20 protein-coding genes are annotated in these 19,792 nt (G+C 68.2%); 11 read left to right on the forward strand and 9 right to left on the reverse strand.

The genetic code is table 11. The features are described from left to right. The first annotated feature begins 7 nt into the window (after window positions 1-7). Entirely contained in the window at window positions 8-322 is a 315-nt protein-coding gene (locus AC1RSK_RS15840; RefSeq protein ID WP_492908547.1) for a hypothetical protein, read from the forward strand. Further along, a complete protein-coding gene (locus AC1RSK_RS15845) occupies window positions 262-594 on the forward strand; it encodes a type II toxin-antitoxin system RelE/ParE family toxin (protein WP_492908548.1) in 333 nt (110 codons plus the stop codon). Before AC1RSK_RS15840 ends, AC1RSK_RS15845 begins: the two co-directional genes overlap by 61 nt. Before the next feature lie 9 nt (window positions 595-603). Here AC1RSK_RS15845 and rnd read toward each other — a convergent pair whose 3' ends face one another. Then, the gene (rnd, locus tag AC1RSK_RS15850) at window positions 604-1,785 is read right to left on the reverse strand and encodes a ribonuclease D (RefSeq protein ID WP_492908549.1); all 1,182 of its coding nucleotides are present in this window, start codon (window positions 1,783-1,785) and stop codon (window positions 604-606) included. Between the two features lie 91 nt (window positions 1,786-1,876). Between rnd and purM the strand changes: the two genes are divergently transcribed. Both purM and purN read left to right on the forward strand, forming a co-directional pair. Next, a complete protein-coding gene (gene purM / locus AC1RSK_RS15855; protein ID WP_492908550.1) occupies window positions 1,877-2,899 on the forward strand; it encodes a phosphoribosylformylglycinamidine cyclo-ligase in 1,023 nt (340 codons plus the stop codon). Further along, entirely contained in the window at window positions 2,896-3,519 is a 624-nt protein-coding gene (gene purN, locus AC1RSK_RS15860) for a phosphoribosylglycinamide formyltransferase (protein WP_492908551.1), read from the forward strand. The genes purM and purN overlap by 4 nt, the downstream gene beginning before the upstream one ends. On the opposite strand, the gene AC1RSK_RS15865 is transcribed toward purN, so the two are convergent. Both AC1RSK_RS15865 and ndk read right to left on the reverse strand, forming a co-directional pair. After that, window positions 3,458-4,042, reverse strand: coding sequence for a hypothetical protein (locus AC1RSK_RS15865; RefSeq protein WP_492908552.1), 585 nt, complete (start codon window positions 4,040-4,042; stop codon window positions 3,458-3,460). The two genes, purN and AC1RSK_RS15865, sit on opposite strands and share 62 nt — an antisense overlap. Window positions 4,043-4,162: 120 nt before the next feature. Next, window positions 4,163-4,582: a nucleoside-diphosphate kinase gene (gene ndk / locus AC1RSK_RS15870; protein WP_492908553.1), complete on the reverse strand. Its 420-nt coding sequence runs from the start codon at window positions 4,580-4,582 to the stop codon at window positions 4,163-4,165. A gap of 97 nt (window positions 4,583-4,679) precedes the next feature. Between ndk and AC1RSK_RS15875 the strand changes: the two genes are divergently transcribed. Then, window positions 4,680-6,566 carry an ABC-F family ATP-binding cassette domain-containing protein gene (locus tag AC1RSK_RS15875; RefSeq protein ID WP_492908554.1) on the forward strand — a complete coding sequence of 629 codons (1,887 nt, stop codon included), beginning with the start codon at window positions 4,680-4,682 and terminating at the stop codon, window positions 6,564-6,566. Window positions 6,567-6,723: 157 nt separating this feature from the next. On the opposite strand, the gene AC1RSK_RS15880 is transcribed toward AC1RSK_RS15875, so the two are convergent. The 3 genes from AC1RSK_RS15880 to AC1RSK_RS15890 are packed head-to-tail and all read right to left on the reverse strand — an operon-like array spanning window position 6,724 to window position 9,003. Next, window positions 6,724-7,062, reverse strand: a complete 339-nt coding sequence (locus AC1RSK_RS15880) for an I78 family peptidase inhibitor (protein WP_492908555.1) — start codon at window positions 7,060-7,062, stop codon at window positions 6,724-6,726. After that, a complete protein-coding gene (locus AC1RSK_RS15885) occupies window positions 7,059-7,520 on the reverse strand; it encodes a DNA polymerase III subunit chi (protein WP_492908715.1) in 462 nt (153 codons plus the stop codon). Before AC1RSK_RS15885 ends, AC1RSK_RS15880 begins: the two co-directional genes overlap by 4 nt. A gap of 4 nt (window positions 7,521-7,524) precedes the next feature. After that, window positions 7,525-9,003, reverse strand: a complete 1,479-nt coding sequence (locus AC1RSK_RS15890; RefSeq protein ID WP_492908556.1) for a leucyl aminopeptidase — start codon at window positions 9,001-9,003, stop codon at window positions 7,525-7,527. Between the two features lie 177 nt (window positions 9,004-9,180). Between AC1RSK_RS15890 and AC1RSK_RS15895 the strand changes: the two genes are divergently transcribed. The 6 genes from AC1RSK_RS15895 to rsmA are packed head-to-tail and all read left to right on the forward strand — an operon-like array spanning window position 9,181 to window position 17,048. Continuing rightward, window positions 9,181-10,332 carry an LptF/LptG family permease gene (locus AC1RSK_RS15895; RefSeq protein ID WP_492908557.1) on the forward strand — a complete coding sequence of 384 codons (1,152 nt, stop codon included), beginning with the start codon at window positions 9,181-9,183 and terminating at the stop codon, window positions 10,330-10,332. Beyond that, window positions 10,329-11,435, forward strand: coding sequence for an LPS export ABC transporter permease LptG (lptG, locus tag AC1RSK_RS15900; protein WP_492908558.1), 1,107 nt, complete (start codon window positions 10,329-10,331; stop codon window positions 11,433-11,435). The genes AC1RSK_RS15895 and lptG overlap by 4 nt, the downstream gene beginning before the upstream one ends. 41 nt (window positions 11,436-11,476) lie before the next feature. Beyond that, entirely contained in the window at window positions 11,477-13,771 is a 2,295-nt protein-coding gene (locus AC1RSK_RS15905; RefSeq protein ID WP_492908559.1) for an LPS-assembly protein LptD, read from the forward strand. Window positions 13,772-13,828: 57 nt separating this feature from the next. Next, window positions 13,829-15,169, forward strand: coding sequence for a peptidylprolyl isomerase (locus AC1RSK_RS15910; RefSeq protein WP_492908561.1), 1,341 nt, complete (start codon window positions 13,829-13,831; stop codon window positions 15,167-15,169). Continuing rightward, window positions 15,166-16,212 (forward strand): 4-hydroxythreonine-4-phosphate dehydrogenase PdxA, encoded by a 1,047-nt coding sequence (gene pdxA / locus AC1RSK_RS15915; protein WP_492908562.1) that lies wholly within the window; start codon window positions 15,166-15,168, stop codon window positions 16,210-16,212. Before AC1RSK_RS15910 ends, pdxA begins: the two co-directional genes overlap by 4 nt. Then, on the forward strand, window positions 16,209-17,048 hold the full coding sequence (rsmA, locus tag AC1RSK_RS15920; RefSeq protein ID WP_492908563.1) for a 16S rRNA (adenine(1518)-N(6)/adenine(1519)-N(6))-dimethyltransferase RsmA: 840 nt from the start codon (window positions 16,209-16,211) through the stop codon (window positions 17,046-17,048). The genes pdxA and rsmA overlap by 4 nt, the downstream gene beginning before the upstream one ends. Before the next feature lie 205 nt (window positions 17,049-17,253). On the opposite strand, the gene gmk is transcribed toward rsmA, so the two are convergent. Genes gmk through mltG form a run of 3 tightly spaced genes read right to left on the reverse strand, consistent with a single transcriptional unit; the run spans window position 17,254 to window position 19,764 of the window. Next, window positions 17,254-17,895: a guanylate kinase gene (gmk, locus tag AC1RSK_RS15925; RefSeq protein WP_492908564.1), complete on the reverse strand. Its 642-nt coding sequence runs from the start codon at window positions 17,893-17,895 to the stop codon at window positions 17,254-17,256. Next, entirely contained in the window at window positions 17,885-18,772 is an 888-nt protein-coding gene (locus tag AC1RSK_RS15930) for a YicC/YloC family endoribonuclease (RefSeq protein WP_492908565.1), read from the reverse strand. The genes gmk and AC1RSK_RS15930 overlap by 11 nt, the downstream gene beginning before the upstream one ends. Further along, a complete protein-coding gene (mltG, locus tag AC1RSK_RS15935; protein WP_492908566.1) occupies window positions 18,772-19,764 on the reverse strand; it encodes an endolytic transglycosylase MltG in 993 nt (330 codons plus the stop codon). The genes AC1RSK_RS15930 and mltG overlap by 1 nt, the downstream gene beginning before the upstream one ends. Between the last annotated feature and the right edge of the window lie 28 nt (window positions 19,765-19,792).

Consider the following 19,792-nt stretch of genomic DNA (forward strand, 5'->3'; position numbering starts at 1 on the left):
TTCGCACATGGTCGACGGCGAACTGACACTGAAGCTGAGCGAGGACCTGGAACGGCGTCTGCGCGATATGGCCGCCGATGAGGGCGTGACACTCGAGGAACTTGCCGTGCGGATCATCGCTGAGCAACTTGCCAAGCGTCTTTCCGGCTTCTCTGAGGACATCACCACGGGCTGGATTGGTCCTGACCTGGAGGCGGATCGCGCAGCGCTCGATGAGTTCCAACGAACACGTATGGGCGTGCCGTGGGAAGAGGTCGAGGCGTGGATGATGTCTTGGGGAACCGAAAGCCCACTCCCGAGACCGCAGGTCCGAAAGCTTTGAGGATAGTCGTCACGCCTGAAGCGGCGGACGACATCGACAGGCTCGAAGCATGGCTTTTTGAGAAGAACCCTGACGCAGGTCACCGCGCCGTTGTAGCCATTGTCGGCGCGATCCGATCACTGGATCAGTTTCCGCACCGAGGCTACTTGGCCGGCCTCGGGATGAGGCATCTCCATGTCGCCTTCGGCAAACGCGGCTACGTCATCCGCTACGAAGTGAAAGAAGCGGATGTTCGGATCGTCCGCATCCTCCACGGCCTCGAAGACCGCTGAGACGGCAGACTACTCCGCCGCCGCCTGCTTCGGCGCCCTGCGCACCTCGACCACCCGCACCCGCGTGCCGTCCAGCACCAGGGCCAGCTCGCCGCGCTTGAGCTTCAGGGCGTCCGCCCCGAAGGCGTCCTTGCGCCAGCCGGTCAGGGCGCCGACGTCGGCCTTGTCGTCGTTGGCGATCTTCTCCAGATCGGAGACGGTGGCGATCAGCTTCGAGGCCACGCCGGCGTCCTCGGCCCGCGCCTTGAGCAGCACCTTCAGGAGCTCGACCACGGCGCCGGCGGCCGGGTTGTGGCTGGCCTTCTCCCGCTCGACGACCGGGGCGTAGGCTTCCGGATCGCGCAGAGCTTCCTTGATGGCGGCCATCAGGTCAGGGCCGAATTTCGACCCCGAGAAGCCCTTGGGCACACCGCGCAGCCGGTCCATTGCCGCCGCGTCGGTCGGGGCCTGGGCGGCCAGTTCGTCCATGGCGTCATCCTTGAGGATCCGGCCACGCGGCTGGTCGCGGCTCTGGGCCGTGCGTTCGCGCCAGGCGGCCACGGCCTTGAAGACGGCCATGTACTTGGCCGAGTGCTTGCGCGGGCGCAGGCGCTTCCAGGCGTTCTCGGGATTGACGTCATAGAGCTCCGGATCGGTCAGAGCCTCCATCTCCTCCTCGACCCAGGCCAGGCGGCCGGCCTTCTCCAGGCTGCCGCGCAGCATCGGATAGAGGCGCGCCAGATGGGTGACGTCGGCGATGGCGTAGGTCAGCTGGTTGTCGCTCAGCGGCCGGCGGCTCCAGTCGGTGAAGCGGCTCGACTTGTCGAGGTCGATCTTCAGCATCTGGCGGACCAGGGCGTCATAGGCGATCTGCTCGCCGAAGCCCGCGGCCATGCCGGCGATCTGGGTGTCGAACAACGGCCTCGGCATGGCGCCCAGGTTGTTGAAGATTTCCACGTCCTGGCGGGCGGCATGGAACACCTTCTGGATCGAGGTGTCGCGCAGCACGTCCAGGAAGGGGCTCAGGTCGATGCCCTCGGCCAGCGGATCGATGCAGGCTTCGGCCCCGTTGGGCGCGGCGGCCTGGATCAGGCACAACATCGGCCAGTAGGTCGTTTCGCGCATGAACTCGGTGTCCACGGCGACGAAAGGCTGGCCCTTGAGTTGATTGCAGAACGCCGCCAGGTCGGCGGTGGTTGTAATAGGCGTCATGCGGCAGCTATAGCCCCGCGCGCGGGCGAGTCTGCAAGTTTTTGAGCGCCCACCGTTTCGATTCTCGTTTTCTCGTGACCTGGATGGCGCCATGACCGACCGCAAGAACGGGCTGACCTATGCGCAGGCAGGGGTCGACATCGATGCCGGCGCCGCCCTGGTGGAAGCCATCAAGCCTTTGGCGAAAGCCACCAACCGCCCCGGCGTGTCCGGCGGCCTGGGCGGTTTCGGCGCTCTGTTCGACCTCAAGGCGGCCGGCTACGACGATCCGCTGCTGGTCAGCACCACCGACGGCGTCGGCACCAAGCTGAAGATCGCCATCGACACCGGCCTGCACGGCCAGGTCGGCATCGACCTGGTGGCCATGTGCGTCAACGACCTCTTGGCCCAGGGCGCCGAGCCCCTGCTGTTCCTCGACTACTACGCCACCGGCAAACTGGACGTGGCGACGGCGACCAGCGTGGTGGCCGGCATCGCCGAGGGCTGCAAGCTGGCCGGCTGCGCCCTGGTCGGCGGCGAGACGGCCGAGATGCCGGGCATGTACAGCGAGGGCGACTATGACCTGGCCGGGTTCACGGTCGGGGCCGTGAACCGCGACGGCGTCCTGCCGCGTCTCGACGAGCAACGGCCCGGCGACGTGCTGATCGGCCTCGGCTCCAGCGGCCCGCACAGCAATGGCTATTCGCTGGTGCGCAAGGTGGTCGAGCGTTCTGGCCTGTCGTGGGACGCGCCCTGCCCGTTTGGCGACGGCACCCTGGCCGAGGCCCTGATGGCCCCGACCCGCATCTATGTGAAGAGCGTCCACCCGCTGCTCAAGGCCGGCAAGGTCAAGGGCGTCGCCCACATCACCGGCGGTGGCCTGATCGAAAACCCGCCCCGCGCCATCGCCGAGGGTCTCGAAGCCAGGTTCGACTGGAACGCCTGGCCCCTGCCGCCGGTGTTCGACTGGCTGCAGCGCGAGGGCGGCATCGACGACCACGAACTGCGCCGCACCTTCAATTGCGGCATCGGCCTGCTGCTGATCGTCGCCAAGGACCAGGCGCCGGAGGTGCTGATGGCCCTGCTCGACGCCGGCGAGGACGCCTTCGTCTGCGGCGAGCTCGCCAAGGCATGACCAAAGCCCGTGTTGGCATCCTGATCTCCGGAACAGGCTCCAACATGGAAGCCCTGATCCAGGCGGCGCGGGCGCCGGGCTGCCCCTATGAGGTGGCGGTGGTGATTTCGAACAGGCCGCGGGCGGCAGGATTGGCCCGGGCGGAGGCGCTCGGGGTTCCCGTCGTGGCCGTCGATCAAACACCGTTCGGCAAGGACCGCGAGGCGCACGAGCATGCCCTCGACGCGGCGCTGCGCCGATTCGACTGCCAGTACGTGGCGCTGGCCGGCTACATGCGGATCATGACGCCGTTTCTGGTCGGGGCGTGGGAGGGCCGGATGCTGAACATCCACCCCTCACTGCTGCCGAAGTATCCGGGGCTGGACACCCACCGCCGGGCCATCGAAGCGGGCGACGCCGAAGCCGGCTGTTCAGTACATCTGGTCACGACCGGCGTCGACGAGGGACCTGTCCTCGCCCAGGCCAGCGTCCGCATCCTGCCGGCCGAAGATCCCGCCTCCCTGGCCGCTCGCGTTCTGGCCGAAGAGCACCGCCTCTACCCAGCGGCGCTCAGCGCCTTTATCGCGCGCCCCAAGCCCGAGCTTCGTGTCGGCCAAGGACCCCGTTCCGCGCCAGGGTGATCCGCGCCGCGCGCATGCGCGGCTGGTACTCGGCGCCGTACTGGGCCTGCAAGGCGACGGCCCAGGCCTCGCTCTCGGCCTGCATCACCTTGGCGACGCTCATCGCCGTCATGATGTCGCGCACGAGTTTGACGTTGCTCTGCTCGCTCTTGCAGACACGGATCGTCGCCGGGACCTCGCTCTCGGCAATGCCGCCCTTGCCGAGGCGCGTGAGATAGACATAGCGCGCCTCGGGCGACATCGAGACGACGGTCGGGTGATTGATGCGTTTGATGATGAAGGCCACCGCTGCCGCCTTCGAAGCTTTAATGCCCTGGTCGGTGCAGGGATCGTCGCCACCTTCCGCCGCCAGCTCCAGATCGGCCTGGGCTTCCGTGGACGCGGTCAGAGCGTTCAGCGCGGCGACGTCGCCCTGGCGATAGGCGGTGACCGCCAAGCGCAGATCGTCGGGCTTCCTGGCCAACTCGGCCATCTCGCAGCCCGCCAACGCCGCGGCCGCCAAGAAAATCGCTATCCAGCGCATGCCCGCCTCCGCCTGTCTTGAGCCGGCACACAACCACAGGGACTTTAGCGTCCGACTAACGCGCAAAGAAAAAGCCGGTGGGTCGCCCCACCGGCTCCATCCCTTGAACCGTCGACTGGCTTACCCGACGATCTCGTCGTCGGTGAAGAACTGCGCGATCTCGATCTTGGCGTTGTCCAGGCTGTCCGAACCATGCACCGAGTTCTCGCCGACGCTGTCGGCGTAGAGCTTGCGGATGGTGCCTTCGGCGGCCTGGGCCGGGTTGGTGGCACCCATGACTTCGCGGTAGCGGGCCACGGCGTTGTCACCTTCCAGGACCTGCACGACCACCGGGCCGCGGGTCATGAACTCGACCAGCTCGCCGAAGAACGGGCGTTCCTTGTGGATCTCGTAGAACTTTTCGGCCTGGGCCTGGCTCAGCTTGATGCGCTTCTGGGCGACGATGCGCAGGCCGGCGGCCTCGATGACGGCGTTCACGGCGCCGGTCAGGTTCTTCTCGGTCGCGTCCGGCTTGATGATGGAAAAGGTGCGTTCGGTCATGGCCTAGTTTTCTTTCAGCCTACAAAGAGGTGGGATTTGGGAGGTCGCGGGCTTATAGCGGCGACCCTCCCCTACGCCAACACCCCCAAAGCGTTTCATGCTCCAGATCAACGAACTCACATTCAACGCCTGGGGCAGACGCTTCTTCGACAAGGCGAGCGTCACCTTGCCGACCGGAGGGAAGATCGGTCTGGTCGGCCGCAACGGCATCGGCAAGTCGACCCTGTTCAAGCTGATCCTCGGCGAGCTGCACGGCGGCGAGGACGAGATCAAGATCCCCAAGCACGCCCGGATCGGCACCGTGGCCCAGGAACATCCGGCGACCCCGGTCTCCCTGCTCGATACGGTTCTGGAGGCCGACGAGGAACGCCACAGCCTGATGACCCGGCTGGAAACCGCCGATCCCGAGGAGATGGGCGACATCTGGACCCGGCTGATCGAGATCGACGCCGACTCCGCCCCCTCGCGCGCCTCGGAAATCCTGTCGGGCCTGGGCTTCAGCAACGAAGACCTGGCCCGCCCGATGGCCGAGTTTTCCGGCGGCTGGCGGATGCGCGTCGCCCTGGCCGCCGCCCTGTTCAGCCAGCCCGACTTGCTCCTCCTCGACGAACCGACCAACTACCTCGACCTGGAAGGCGCCCTGTGGCTCGAGGCGCGGCTGAAGAAGTATCCGCACACCGCCCTGATCATCAGCCACGACCGGGAATTGCTCAATAATTCCGTCGGTTACATCCTGCATGTTCGCGAGGGAAAGCTCGACCTTTATACGGGCGGGTACGACAGTTTCGAGGAACAGCGCGCCGAGAAGGCCCGCCTGGCCGAGGCCATGCGCGGCAAGATCGAAGCCAAGCGCGCCCATATGCAGGCCTTCGTCGACCGCTTCCGCGCCAAGGCCTCGAAGGCGACGCAGGCCCAGTCGCGCCTGAAGATGCTGCAGAAGCTGCCGCCGGTGACCATGACCCTGGAGGAGCGCACCGCCCCCTTCACCATCCCCTCCCCGACCCGGCCCCTGGCCCCGCCGCTGGTGCGGCTGGACAACGCCACCGTCGGCTACGGCGGCCCGCCGATCCTCAGGAACCTCAACCTGCGGATGGACGTCGACGACCGCATCGGCCTGCTCGGCGTCAATGGGGCCGGCAAGTCGACCTTCGCCAAGATGATCGCCGGCGCCCTGCCCATCCAGTCGGGCGACCTGCACCGCGACCGCCGCATCAAGGTCGGCTGGTTCCACCAGCACCAGATCGAGGCCCTCGACCCGGTCGACACCCCGATGGACATCATCCGCCGCGCCCTGCCCGAGAGCGGCGAGTCGCAGCGGCGCTCGAAACTGGCCCAGTGGGGCATCGGCTACGAAAAGGCCGAAACCACCGTCGCCAACCTGTCCGGCGGCGAGCGCGCCCGCCTGCTGCTCAACATGGTGGCGATGGAAGCGCCGCACCTGTTGATCCTCGACGAACCGACCAACCACCTCGACATCGACAGCCGCCGGGCCCTGCTCGACGCCCTCAACGACTACGAGGGCGCCGTCATCCTGATCACCCACGACCGCTCCTTGATGGAACTGGTCGCCGACCGGCTGTGGCTGGCCGCCGACGGCGGGGTGAAGCCCTTCGACGGCGACATGGACGACTATGCCAAGTTCGTCCTCGACCGCGCCCGTGTGGCCGCCCGCAGCCCGACGCAGGTGAAGGGCGAGGCGCCCAAGCCGGCGGTCAACAACAAGGGCCCGGTCTCGTCCAACCGTGACCCGGGCGCAGCCGCCGGCCCGCTGAAGCGCAAGCTGACGGCGGCGGAGGAAACCCTGGCGCGGGTGACCAAGCAGCTGGCGGAGATCGACGAGAAGCTGGGCGATCCCAACATCTACGTCCGCGATCCCACCGCTGCCGCCGACCTCGGCAAGCGCCGCGTGAAGATCCAGGCGCAGGTCGATGAAGCCGAAGCCACCTGGATGGCCGCCGCGGAAGCGCTCGAAGCGGTGAGCTAACCTCCCTCCCCGAATGGGGAGGGCAGGCGCGCGTTGCGCGCCGGGTGGGGAAGTCGGCCACAGACCGCGGCGGCAAGGCGTTAGGGGGCGGAGGCGGCGGTTGCCCACTGCCCCACCCGGCCTTCGGCCTGCCCTCCCCATTCGGGGAGGGACGGAGCTAGCCGCACTTCACTTCCTTGATGATGCCCGTGTCCACGTCGAAGACGATGTTCAGGCGCTCGGGGCTGTAATCCATCGTCACCGCGCAGGTCGTGCAGGTGACGCGGCGCTTAGTCGGGTCGACCGGCACCGGAATCTCGCTCTTCGGCTTGCCGACCAGGTATTGCAGCGGTTTGGCCCCGCAGCTGTCCTTCGGCTCCTCGGCCGGCATCGTCGGCGGCGCCTCGACCTTCGGGGCGGGCGGCGGCGGCGCGGGGGCCGGCTCCGGCTCCGGCGTGGCGCAGGCGAACAGGGCCATCAGGCCGAGAACCGAGACTGTTACGCGCAACGTCTTCATGCCTGCTTTTCCCAACCTTTGCGTTCGCCCTGGCGCCAGTACGAAGCCGGCAACCCCTGCGCCTTCACAGACTTCCACAGCCCCCGCGCCCCGGCCAGCGCTTCCTCGTCGCGACCGTCGAACAGGACGATACAGCGCTCATAAGGGGCAAGATCGCCCGGCTGGGCGCCGTCGATGAGGAACAACGCCTGGGCGCCGTTCGGGTTGTCCTCGCCGGTGGTCAGCAGCACCGGCTGATGATCCGCGAACGGCTCATTGCTCACGCCATGCGGCAGGAAGCCATCCTCCTGGAAGGTCCAGAGGAAGGTATCCATCTGATCCAGCCGCTCGGACTCGGTGCTGCGCACCAGCGCCCGCCAGCCGCGCTGCAGGGTCTTGGCCAACAGTTCAGGCAGCACCTGATCGAGCGTCGAACGCTCCAGGTGGTAGAACCAGACCTCGCAGGCGGTGGCGGTCAGCGGTCTAGCCCTCGTAGTTGTCGGCAATCATCTGGTTCAGCAGGCGCACGCCGAAACCCGTGGCGCCGTCCGGAATGGTCGGGTCCGTCGACGGCTTCTTCCAGGCGGTCCCGGCGATATCCAGGTGCGCCCAGGGCGTCTTGTTGACGAAGCGCTGCAGGAACAGGCCGGCGGTGATCGACCCGCCCGCGCGGCCGCCGGTGTTCTTCACGTCGGCGATCATGCTGTCGATCTGCTTTTCGTAGGCCGGCGGCAGCGGCATCCGCCACAGTTGCTCGCCCGTGGCCTTGGACGCGGCCAGCAGGTTCTCCGACAGCGCGTCGTTGTTGCTGAACAGGCCGCTGACGTCGTTGCCCAGCGAGATGATGATCGCCCCGGTCAGCGTGGCCAGGTCGACCATGAACTGCGGCTTGAAGCGGTCCTGGCAGTACCAGAGGGCGTCGGCCAGCACGAGGCGGCCTTCGGCGTCGGTGTTGATGATCTCGATGGTCTGACCCGACATCGAGGTGACCACGTCGCCCGGACGCTGGGCGTTGCCGTCGGGCATGTTCTCGACCAGGCCGAGGATACCGACGACGTTGGCCTTGGCCTTGCGGCCGGCGACGGCGTGCATCAGGCCGGCCACGGCGGCCGAGCCGCCCATGTCCCACTTCATGTCTTCCATGCCGTCGGCCGGCTTGATCGAGATGCCGCCGGTGTCGAAGGTCACGCCCTTGCCGACGAAGGCGATGGGCTGGGCGTCGCCGCCGCCCCTCCATTGGATGACGACCAGCTGGCTGTCGCGGATCGAGCCCTGGCCGACCCCGAGCAGGGAGCCCATGCCCAGCTTGGCCATCTCGGCCTCGCCGAGGATCTCGACCTCCAGGCCCATCGATTCCAGCGCCTTGATCCGCTGGGCGTAGCTTTCCGGGTGCAGCACGTTCGGTGGCTCGGAAACAAGATCCCGGCTGAAGAAGATGGCCTCGGCCAGGGTCTTCAGCTCACCCCAGGTGGCCTGCGCGGCGGCCGGATCGTCGACGGCGACCTTGACGGTCTCGATCGACGGCTTCTTGTCGGCCTTCTCGGTGGTCCGGTACTTGTCGAAGCGGTAGCTGGCCAGGGTGGCGCCGAAGGCGGCGCGAGCCCCCTCCTCGCCGCTGGCTTCCGGCAGCAGCAGGGTCAGGGTCGCGGCGCCGCTGGTTTTGACCGCGGCATAGGCCGAGGCGCCGAAGGTCTCGGCCGACTCGGCGTTCCATTGACCGTCGCCGACGCCCAGCAGGGTGATGCGGGCGTTCTCGCGGCCGGTCGGGGCAATCAGCTCCAGGCTAGCGCCCTTGGCGCCCTTGAAGCGGCCGGCGGCGACCGCGCGGGCCAGGGCCCCGCTGGTGGCCTTGTCCAGGTCGCCTGCCCCGGCCGACAGCTTGCCGCCGTCGATGATGGCGGTGGCGACGGCCCCTTCGGCCGGCGGATTGGCGCGGTCGACGGCAACGAACTCGATACGCATGAAGCGCTCCTCAAAATGTCTTGGGGGGCGAGATAGGCTTTTCCGTGCCATTGGGGAAGCAGGGAGGATTTCGCCCGTCAGGCCAAGGAATCGCGTTCGGCCGGGTTCCGTTCGGGGCCAACGCGCACTACTAACAACCCTCCGGCGGCCCGACAGAGGCCGAGTTCCAAAGTCCGCATGCGCCTGATCGAACGCTACCTCTTTGGCCAGCTGCTATGGCCCACGCTGCTGGCGACGGCGGCGCTCGCGGCCGTGGGCCTGCTCAGCCAGAGCCTGGGCCAGCTGGACATCATCATCGAGCAGCGCCAGAGCGCCTGGATCTATCTGCAGATCATCGTGCTGGCCATGCCGCAACTGGCCAACCTGATCATCCCGATCGCCGTGCTGGTCGCCGCCTTCGTGGCGTTGAACAAGCTGCAGGGCGACCAGGAGCTGATCGTCGCCTACGCCGGCGGCATGAGCCGCTGGCGGGTGATCAGCCCGGCGGTCAAGCTGGCGGTGCTGGCCACCCTGACCTGCCTGGTCATCAACCTGTGGGTCCAGCCGGCCGCCTATCGCGAGTACCGCAAGCTGATCTTCCAGGCCAAGACCGACCTGGCGGCCATGCTGGTGGTCGAGGGCCAGTTCACCGACCCGGCCCCGCGCCTGACCGTCTATGGCCAGACCGTCGACAGCAACGGCGCCATCCACAACCTCTTCATCCACCAGATGACCGAGGAGGGCCAGGCGACCACCTACACGGCCAAGGAAGGCCAGGTGCTGTTCAAGAACGGCGCGCCGCTGCTGCTCATGCGCCACGGCTCGACCCAGGAGTTTTCCGAGCGCGGCGTGCTCAACTACCTGACCTTCGACGAATACGCCCTGGACCTGAGACCCTACCTCAACAGCCGCGAATCGATCCGCTTCAAGGCCTCGGACCGCTACCTGCATGAGCTCTTCTATCCGGACCTCAGCCAGGACTACGAGAAGAAGAACCGCAAGCGGATGCTGGCCGAGGGCAACTCGCGGCTGGCCTCGCCGCTGTATGCCCTGGCCTTCATGGCCATGGCGCTGGCCGCCGTGGTCGGGGCCGGGTTCAACCGCATGGGCTATGGCAAGCGCATCGCCATGATCGGCGCCGCCGCCGCCCTGGTGCGGATCATCGGTTTCGCGGTGCAGGCCGCCTGCGAGGACAATGTGGCCTTCAACGTGCTGCAGTATTCGATCCCGATCGGGGCGATGATCTGGGGCTTCGACCAGGTGTTCCGCCCGGTCGAGAGCCGCCACGGCTGGCAGGCCTGGATCCCCTTCATGCGCATGCCCAGACCGCCGATTGGAGCCGCCGCATGAGACTGATGCCCGGCCGTCTCGAACGCTATGTGCTGAACCGCACCCTGACCTCGGTGGCCGGCGCCCTGGCGATCATCGCCGCGGTCATCCTGCTGATCGACTTCGTGGACGTGTCGCGCAACGTCGGCGGTCGGGCCGACGCCGGCTTTGTCGTCTTGCTGTGGCTGACCCTGCTGAAAGCGCCTTCGACCATCCTGACCCTGCTGCCGTTCGCCTTCCTGTTCGGCACCCTGGCGGCGTTCGTCGGCCTCAACCGGCGCAGCGAGCTGATCGCCATGCGCGCCGCCGGCGTCTCGGCCTGGCGCTTCATCCTGCCGGCCGCCGCCGCCGCCTTCGTGGTCGGGGCCCTGACCGTCGCCGTGCTCAACCCGATGGCCGCCTGGATGAACGTCAAGTTCGAGCAGGCCCGCACCTCGGTGATGGACGACTATCTGGCCAACGCCCCCAAGGAAACCTGGCTGCGCCAGACCGACGACAAGAGCCAGGTTGTCATCCGCGCCCGCAGCCACGACGAGGTCAATGGCGTGGTGCGGCTGAAGGTCGTGTCGATGTTTATCTACCGCATCGAGCCCGACGGCGGTCTGGCCTTCGCCCGCCGGGTGGAAGCGGCCGAGGCCCAGCTGATGCCCGGATACTGGCGGCTGACCGACGTGCGCGAGGCGACGCCGGGCGCCGGCTCAGTGCGCTCCGAAAGCCTGACCATCCCCTCGACCCTTGACGACCAGGCGGCCATCGAGCGGTTCACCACCCCCGAGGCCATCGCCTTCTGGCGCCTGCCGGCCACCATCGTCGGCACCGAGAAATCCGGCTTCTCGGCCCTGGCCTACCGGCTGCGGCTGCAGCAGCTGCTCGCCACGCCGATCCTGTTCTCGGCCATGTCGGTGCTCGCCGCCGCCTTTTCATTGCGGCTGATGCGCCTCGGCGGCCTGCCGGCGTTGGCCGGATCGGGGGTGGTCCTTGGTTTCGCCTTCTTCTTCTTCAACCAAATGTGCATAGCGCTCGGCAGGGCGGAGATCATACCGGCCATGCTGGCGGCCTGGGCGCCGCCGCTGCTGGCGCTTTTGTCGGGGCTGACCCTGCTTTGCTATACGGAAGACGGGTGACTCGCGGCCTGAGTAAGTCAGCGAGAGGGAACAGGGGTTTCATGAGGCTGGACAGCACCGATCCGCGCAACACTCGCGCCCGCCTGCTGGCCGGCGCGACGGCGCTCGTGTTCACGGCCCTCGCCCTGCCCGCCTTCGCGGACGAGGATGCGGCCATCACCACCGCCCTGCCGGCCATGGCGGCCGCGCCGGAGGCCGCGGCGCCGCGGCCTGACGACGGCCTGGGTGATCAGGGCTACTACCTGGAAGCCGACACCGTCATCCAGGACGACAAGGCCGGCACGGTCACCGCCGAGGGCCAGGTTCAGATCCGCAACCAGGGCCGCACCCTGCGGGCCGAGCGGGTGGTCTACAATCGCACGACCGGCGTGGTGGTCGCCACCGGCGAGGTGGTCATCGTCGAGCGCGACGGCACGACCGCCTTCGCCGACGAGGTGGTGCTGGACGACCAACTTAGGGCCGGCGTCGCCAAGGGCTTCTCCGCCCGGCTGCAGGACAACATCAAGATCGCCGGCGACACCCTGGTCCGCCGCGACGACAACACCGCCGAACTCAACAAGGGCATCTACACCCCCTGCGAGCTGTGCGCCGAGGACAAGACCAAGGACCCGACCTGGTCGATCCGCGCCGACAAGGTGGTGCAGGACGGCGAGAACAGCCTGATCTACTACAAGAACGCCGTGATCGAAATGTTCGGTGTTCCAGTGTTTTACGCGCCGATCTTCTGGCATGCCGACCCCGGCGCCGACCGCATGTCGGGCCTGCTGCCGCCGACCATCGTCGCCTCCGCGCGGCGCGGCCTCTCCTACGAGCAGCCCTATCTCTGGGTCATCAACCCCTACTCCGACCTGACGATCAGCCCGCAGCTGAACACCAAGGTCAATCCGTTCGTGAACCTCGACTACCGCCAGCGTTTCTACAGCGGCCAGATCGAGGCCCGCTTCGGCTACACCTACGAGAAGGACCTCGACAGCAACGGCAGCCGGATCGGCGACAACACCCACCGCTCCTACGTGCTGGCCAACGGCCTGTTCGACATCGACAAGAACTGGAAGTGGGGCTTCGCGGCCGAGCGGGCCAGCGACGACCTGATCTTCGACAAGTACGACATCAGCGACGTCTCCCGCCAGCGCGGCCTGGCCGCCAGCGACAACCGCCGCCTGACCAGCCAGCTGTTCGCCACCCGGCAGGACAACCTGTCCTGGTTCTCGGTCAACGCCATCAGCGTCCAGGGCCTGCGCCCGACCGACAACGACCGCACCTTCCCGATGATCGCCCCGCTGATCGAGGGCCGCTTCGAGCTGCCGATGCCGGTGCTGGGCGGCCGTTTCCGCATGCAGGGCTCGGGCGTCGTCCTGACCCGCGAGCAGTCGCAGTTCGTGGCCAGCGATCCGGGCGCCGATTCGCGCCGCGCCACCTTCCAGGCCGACTGGCGGACCAACTTCACCTTTACCAGCGGCCTGCGCGCCTCGCCCTTCCTGGAAGCCCGCGCCGACTACTATTCGATCGCCGACTATCCGGCCGCCGGCGACAGCTCCAGCTTCGGCCGCGCCCTGGGCGTGGTCGGGGTCGACCTGACCTATCCGCTGTTCCGCCGCGACGGCGACCGCACCATCGTCATCGAGCCCATCGCCCAGATCGCCCTGTCGCCCGACAGCGACCTGGACGCCCGCATCCCCAACGAGGACTCCGTCGTCCTGGAGTTCGACGAGACCAACCTGTTCCGGGCCAACAAGTCGCCGGGCTTCGACCTCTATGAGGGCGGCCTGCGGCTTAACGTCGGGGGCCGGGCGACGGTCTCCTTCGACGACGGCCGCTCCTTCAGCCTGCTGGTCGGCCGCAGCTTCCGAGACAACGACGACACTACGCTGCCCGCTCGCAGCGGCCTGCAGCGCAAGGCCAGCGACTGGATCGTGGCCGGCGACGCCAAGCCCTTCCAGCAGCTGACGATGTACGGCCGGGCCCGCTTCGATTCGGAGACGCTGGACCTGCGGCGCGTCGAGATCGGCGTCAACGCCAGCTTCGAGCGGGCCAACGGCTACGTCCGCTACCTGCACGACAACCAGGACATCACCGGCGTCGAACGCCAGGACGTCGACTTCGCCGCCGACGTCATGGTCACCAAGACCTTCGGCGTCACCGCCGCCGCCATCTGGGATATCGAGAACGACGTCTGGCGCCGCCAGGAACTGGGCGTCTTCTATCGCGACGACTGCCTCGACCTGGGGGTCGTCTGGATCCACGAGGAGACCTTCAACCGCTCCCTGGGACCATCCGACGCGGTGGTTCTGCGCCTAACGCTCGCCACATTGGGCGATAAAGGCTACAGGCGGTGACCTTCCCCGCCGAGCGCGCCAATGCGCCGGCGGACTTGCACTATGGGAACGACGAATTTGCATCCGACGCTTAAGGTAACGGGCAGGATCCTGGCCACGGTATCGGTCATCGCCCTGGTCACGGCCGGCATGACTCCGGCCGCCTTGGCGCAGGAGGCTCCGGTTCAGGAGGCGCCCCCGGCTCCGGCTCAGCCGGAGATCGCCGAGGGCGTCACCGCCATCGTCAACGACGACATCATCTCCAGCTACGACCTGGTCCAGCGGATGAAGCTGGTCATGCTGACCACCGGCTTCCAGCCCACCCAGGAAACCCTGCCCCAGCTGCAGGCCGAGGCCCAGCGCCAGCTCATCGAAGAGCGGCTGAAGCGGCAGGAGCTGCGCCGGGTCGAGAAGGAAAACAAGACCACCATCCTCGCCACCGACCAGGAGATCGACGAGGTCATCGCCGAGACCATCCAGGGCGAGTACAAGGTCACCCCCGAACAGTTCTACGCCCAGCTGGCGCAGCAGGGCATCGGCCGCGACACCTATCGCGAGCAGGCCCGCATCGAATTCAGCTGGCAGCAGTACATGCGCGGCCGCTATGGCAGCCGCCTGCGCGTCGGCCAGGATCAGATCAAGGCCGTCCAGAAGCGTCTGGCCGAAGCCGCCAGCAAGCCGCAATACCAGGTCAGTGAGATCTTCATCGACAACGCCCGGGTCGGCGGCCCGGACGTGGCCTTCAACGGCGCCCAGTCGCTGATCACCCAGATCCAGCAGGGCGCGCCCTTCCCGCAGGTGGCCCGCCAGTTCTCCTCCTCGCCCACCGCCGCCTCGGGCGGCGACGCGGGCTGGATCTCGCCTGGTGAGATGCCGCCCGAGGTCGACGCCGTGATCGCCGACGTTCGCCCCGGCCAGCTGTCGCCGCCGATTCCCACCCAGGACGGCGTCTACATCATCCTGGTGCGGGATAAGCGCGCCGGGGCCGAGTCCAACCTGGTCACCCTCAAGCAGGCCGCCGTCGCCCTCGACCCGGGCGCCGACCAGGCGGCCGTCGACACCGCCTCTCAGGCGCTGCTGAAGCTTCGCGGTCTGAACCCGACCTGCGCCGATCTCGAAGCCAAGGCCGGCCAGGCGCCCCCAGTCGTCGCCGGCGACATGGGCGAGATGGAACTGTCCAGCCTGACGGGCGGCTTCGCCGAGGCCGCCGCCAGCACCCCGGAAAACCAGCTGTCGGCGACGCCGATCCGCAGCGACGCCGGCCTCCACCTGGTCATGGTCTGCGGCAAGCGCTCGGCCGCCGGCGGCCTGCCGACCGCCGACCAGATCGAACGGCGGCTGTTCAGCCAGCAGCTGGATCTCGTCTCCAAGCGCGTGATGCGTGACCTGAAGATGCAGGCCACGATCGAAAACCGGTGACCGGCCGGCCTCTCGCCGTCACGCTGGGCGATCCGGCCGGCGTCGGCGCGGAGATCATCGTCAAGGCCTGGAACGCCCTGCGCGCCGAGGGCCAGCCCTTCCTGGTGGTCGGCGACGCCGGCTGCCTGCGCTCGGCCCCCGGCGGGCTCGGCACGCCGGTGCAGGCCATCTCCAGCCCGGCCGAGGCGGCCAGGGTGTTCACCACCGCCATCCCCGTGCTGCACCAGCCGATGTCGGCCCCGGTGGTCGCCGGCCAGCCTTCCCCCGGCCACGCCAAGGCGATCATCGGCTGGATCGAGACCGCCGTCGGCCTGGCCCTGACCGGCGCGGTCAGCGGCATCGTCACCGCCCCGATCGCCAAGGCCCCGCTGTACGCCGCCGGCTTCGGCTTTCCGGGCCACACCGAATTCCTCGCCGAACTGACCGCCGCCCGGAGCCAGGAGGGCCCGCGCGGCCCGGTGATGATGCTGGCGGCGCCGGATCATGGCCCCACGTCCGGCTCAGGGGGCGGCTTGCGCGTCTGCCTGGCCACCATCCACACGCCGCTGGCCCAGGTGGCCGGCAGCCTGACCATCGAGGGCCTGGTCAACGCCGGCCTGGTTACCGCCCAGGCCCTGCGCCAGGACTTCGGCATCGCCCAGCCCCGGCTGGCCGTGGCCGGCCTCAACCCGCATGCCGGCGAGGATGGCGGCATCGGCCGCGAGGAGATCGACATCATCGGTCCGGCGGTGCGGTCCCTGCGCGACCTCGGCGTCGAGGCGACCGGCCCCTCCCCGGCCGACACCCTGTTCCACCCGGAGGCCCGGCGGCGCTATGACGCGGTGCTCTGCATGTACCATGATCAGGGCCTCATCCCTTTGAAGATGCTGGATTTCTGGGGCGGCGTTAATGTGACGCTCGGCCTCTCCATCGTGCGCACCTCGCCTGACCACGGGACGGGCTTCGACATCGCCGGCCGCGGCCTGGCCCGGGCCGACAGCCTGATCAACGCCATCAAGCTGGCCGGCCAGATCGCCGGCCGCCGGGCCCTGGCCGCCGCATGAGTATCCCCCTGTCTTTGGGCGACCTCCCGCCCCTGCGCGAAAGCCTGGAACAGCACGACCTGCTGGCCAAGAAGGCCTTCGGCCAGCATTTCCTGCTCGACCTCAACATCACCCGCAAGATCGCCCGCCTGGCCGGCCCGCTGGAGGGCAAGACCGTCATCGAGGTCGGCCCCGGCCCCGGCGGCCTGACCCGCGCCCTGCTGGAAGCCGGCGCGAGGGTGGTGGCGGTCGAGAAGGACCCCCGCTTCGTCCCCCTGCTCACCGAACTGTCGGAAGCCTCCGGCGGCGTCCTGACCATCGTCCAGGCCGACGCCCTCAAGGTCGATGAGGCGGCCCTGGCCAAATCTTTTGGAGGGGCCGGTGAAGGCCTGGTCGTCGCCAACCTGCCCTACAACGTCGGCACCCCCCTGCTGATCAAATGGCTGACCGGGCCGTGGCGGCCTGTCTCGATGAGCCTGATGTTCCAGAAGGAGGTCGCCGACCGCATCGCCGCGCCGGTCGGCGCCGACGCCTACGGCCGGCTGGGCGTCATCAGCCAGGCCATCTGCCGCTGCCGGGTGGTCATGGACCTTCCGGCCAAAGCCTTCACCCCGCCGCCGAAGGTGGCCTCGGCCGTGGTCCGGCTCGATCCGCTGGAGAACGCGCCGTCGGCGCAGGTGATCGCCGCCCTGGAAAAGGTCACCGCCGCCGCCTTCGGCCAACGCCGCAAGATGCTGCGTTCCAGCCTGAAACAGCTGGGCGGCGCGGCGCTGTGCGAGAAAGCCGGCATCGACCCCGACGCCCGCGCCGAGACCATCGATGTCGCGGGGTTCCTGAGGCTGGCGGAGGCGCTGTAGGCGCTACGAGGTCAGCGAGATACGGGGAGGTGTTAGACCTATCTCGGGCAACCGGCGGTGACAAGTTTCGGGGACACTATACTTAATTCCGGCCCGGCTGGTGGCCGCCTCAAGGACGGGGAAGGGAATTAAGTATAGTGTCCCCGAAACTCGCCAACGGTCTCGGCTCCGAGATAGGTCTAACACCTCCCCGTATCTCCCGGCGCTAAACGTCCTCGTTCAGCAGCTCGTCCACGAACGGCGCGATCCACAGGTTCCGCCCGCGCTTCATCCGTTCGGCATGGTAGATGTGCGCCAAGTCCGAATAGGCCTTGTCGAAGTCCTCGTTGAGCAGGACGTAGTCGAACGTCTTCCACTGCTCGACCTCGTCCTTCGACCGGGCGATGCGCTGGGCGATCACCGCCTCACTGTCCTGCGAGCGCGCATGCAGCCGGCGGCTCATCTCGGCCAGCGACGGCGGCAGGATGTAGACCAGCACCGAATCCTCCGGCGCCTGGTCATGGATCGACATAGCCCCCTGGTAGTCGATGTCGAACAGCACGCTCTCGCCACGCTCCAGCGCCGCCATGATCGGTTTGCGCGGGCTGCCGTAGCGGTTGCCGTAGACCTCGGCCCATTCGAGGAACTCATTGCCGGCGATCATGGTGTCGAACTCGGCCCGATCGACGAAGTGGTAGTCGCGGCCCTCATGCTCGCCCGGCCGCGGGTCGCGCGTCGTCGCCGAGATGCTCAGCAGCAGGTCCGAATGGTCCGCCACCAGCCGGCGGGTCAGGGAGGTCTTGCCGACGCCGGACGGCGCCACGACCATCATCAACAGGCCGCGCGTCCGGGGCTTCTCACTCGACATTCTGCACCTGCTCGCGGAACTGCTCGATGGTGGCTTTCAACTCCAGGCCGGTCGCCGTCAAGGCGGGCGTGGCCGATTTCGAGCAAAGCGTGTTGGCCTCGCGCATGAATTCCTGCGTCAGGAAGTCCAGCCGCCGCCCGGCCGGCCCCTCGCCGGTCAGCAGCAGCCGGGCGGCGGTCACATGGCCACCCAGCCGGTCCAGCTCCTCGCGCACATCGGCCTTCACCGCCATGGCGGCGGCCTCCTGCAGGATGCGCTCCTCGCTGGCCGCCTCGCCGGCCAGTTCGGTCAGCCGCTTGCGGAAGCGGTCGCGAATCACCGGCGGCTGCTCGGCCGCCTGCGACGCAGCGCTGCTCGTCAGCGCCTCGATCCGGTCGACCAGGCCCGACAGCACCGGCAGCAGGGCCGCGCCCTCCTCCAGCCGCGCGGCTTTAAGGCCGTCCAGGGCCAGGGCCACCGAGGCCGCCATCGCCGCCTCCAGCGCGCCCCGGTCCTCTTCGCCGGTCTCCTCGGCGTCGGCCGTCTCGATCACTCCGCGAAGGCCCAGCAGGCCGTCGGCGCTCGGGGCGGTCGCCTGGCCGGACGCCACATAAGGCGCCACCGCCGCCAGGTAGCGCTCCAGCTGGGCGAGATTGACGCTGACCGCGCCAACGCCGGCCTCGCCCTTCTTGGCCTGCAGGGTCAGCGACACCTGGCCGCGCTGGAACCGCGCCTGCCCGGCCTCGCGCGCCCCGCGTTCCAGGGCATCGAAGCCCGGCGGTCCCTTGAAGCGGATCTCCAGATTGCGGCCGTTGACGCTCCGCGCCTCGACCGCCCAGCTCCAGGCTCCCTGCGCGCTCTCGGCCCGCCCGAAACCCGTCATGCCGGAAAGCGCCATCAGTTCCCCTTGGCTTTCGCAGCCGCCTTCTGCTGCTCGATCATACGCCAGTGCTCGACGTTACGGGCGTGCTCTTCCAAGGTCGAGGCGAAGGCGTGGCCGCCGCTGCCGTCGGCGACGAAGTAGAGCTCGTTGGTGTCCGGCGGATCGAGCACGGCGGCCAGGCTGGCCCGGCCGGGATTGGCGATCGGCCCCGGCGGCAGGCCGTCGATCTGGTAGGTGTTGTAGGGGTTGGGCGCGTCCAGCTCCGAGCGGCGGATGCCGCGGCCCAGCGGCCGGCCCTTGTTCAGGCCATAGATGATGGTCGGATCGCTCTGCAGCCGGATGCCCTGGTTCAGGCGGTTCATGAACACCGCCGCCACCCGCGGCCGCTCCGAGGCGACGCCGGTCTCCTTCTCGACGATGGAGGCCAGGGTGACGGCCTCCTCCGGCGTGCGGATCGGCAGGCCGCCCTTGCGCTTGTCCCACAGGGCGGCGAGCAGCCGGTCGCGGTCGTCCATCATCCGCTGCAGGACGGCGGCGCGTTCCTCGCCGCGTTCGTAGTCATAGGTTTCCGGCAGGATGGTCCCCTCGGCCGGTGTCGCCACCTCGCCGGTCAGGGCCGTCTCCTTCATCAGCGCCTCGACGACCATGTCGGAGGTCCAGCCCTCGGGAATGGTCACCTGATGGCGCACCACCTTGCCCTTGCGGATGTAGTCGAGCACCAGGCTCATCGGGGCCTTGGACGGAAACTCGTATTCCCCCGCCTTCAGCTCGCGGGCCGCGCCGGTGATCTGGGCCGCGGCCAGGAAGACCGGGGCCGAACGCACCGCCCCCGCCTTCTCCAGCGAGGCGGCGATCTCGTTGAGGCCCGCCCCCCGGCGCAGCATCACCACATGCACCGGACCACCCTTGGCGACCGGTCCCGGCCCCTGATAGGTCCACAGCGCCCAGATGCCGCCAAGCGCCGCCACCAGGGCCAGCGTCAGCAGGCCGCTGATGAGCATGATCATCAATCTACGCAAAGCTGGAAGGCCCCCG

This window comes from Caulobacter sp. GW821-FHT11A05, from assembly GCF_058809015.1.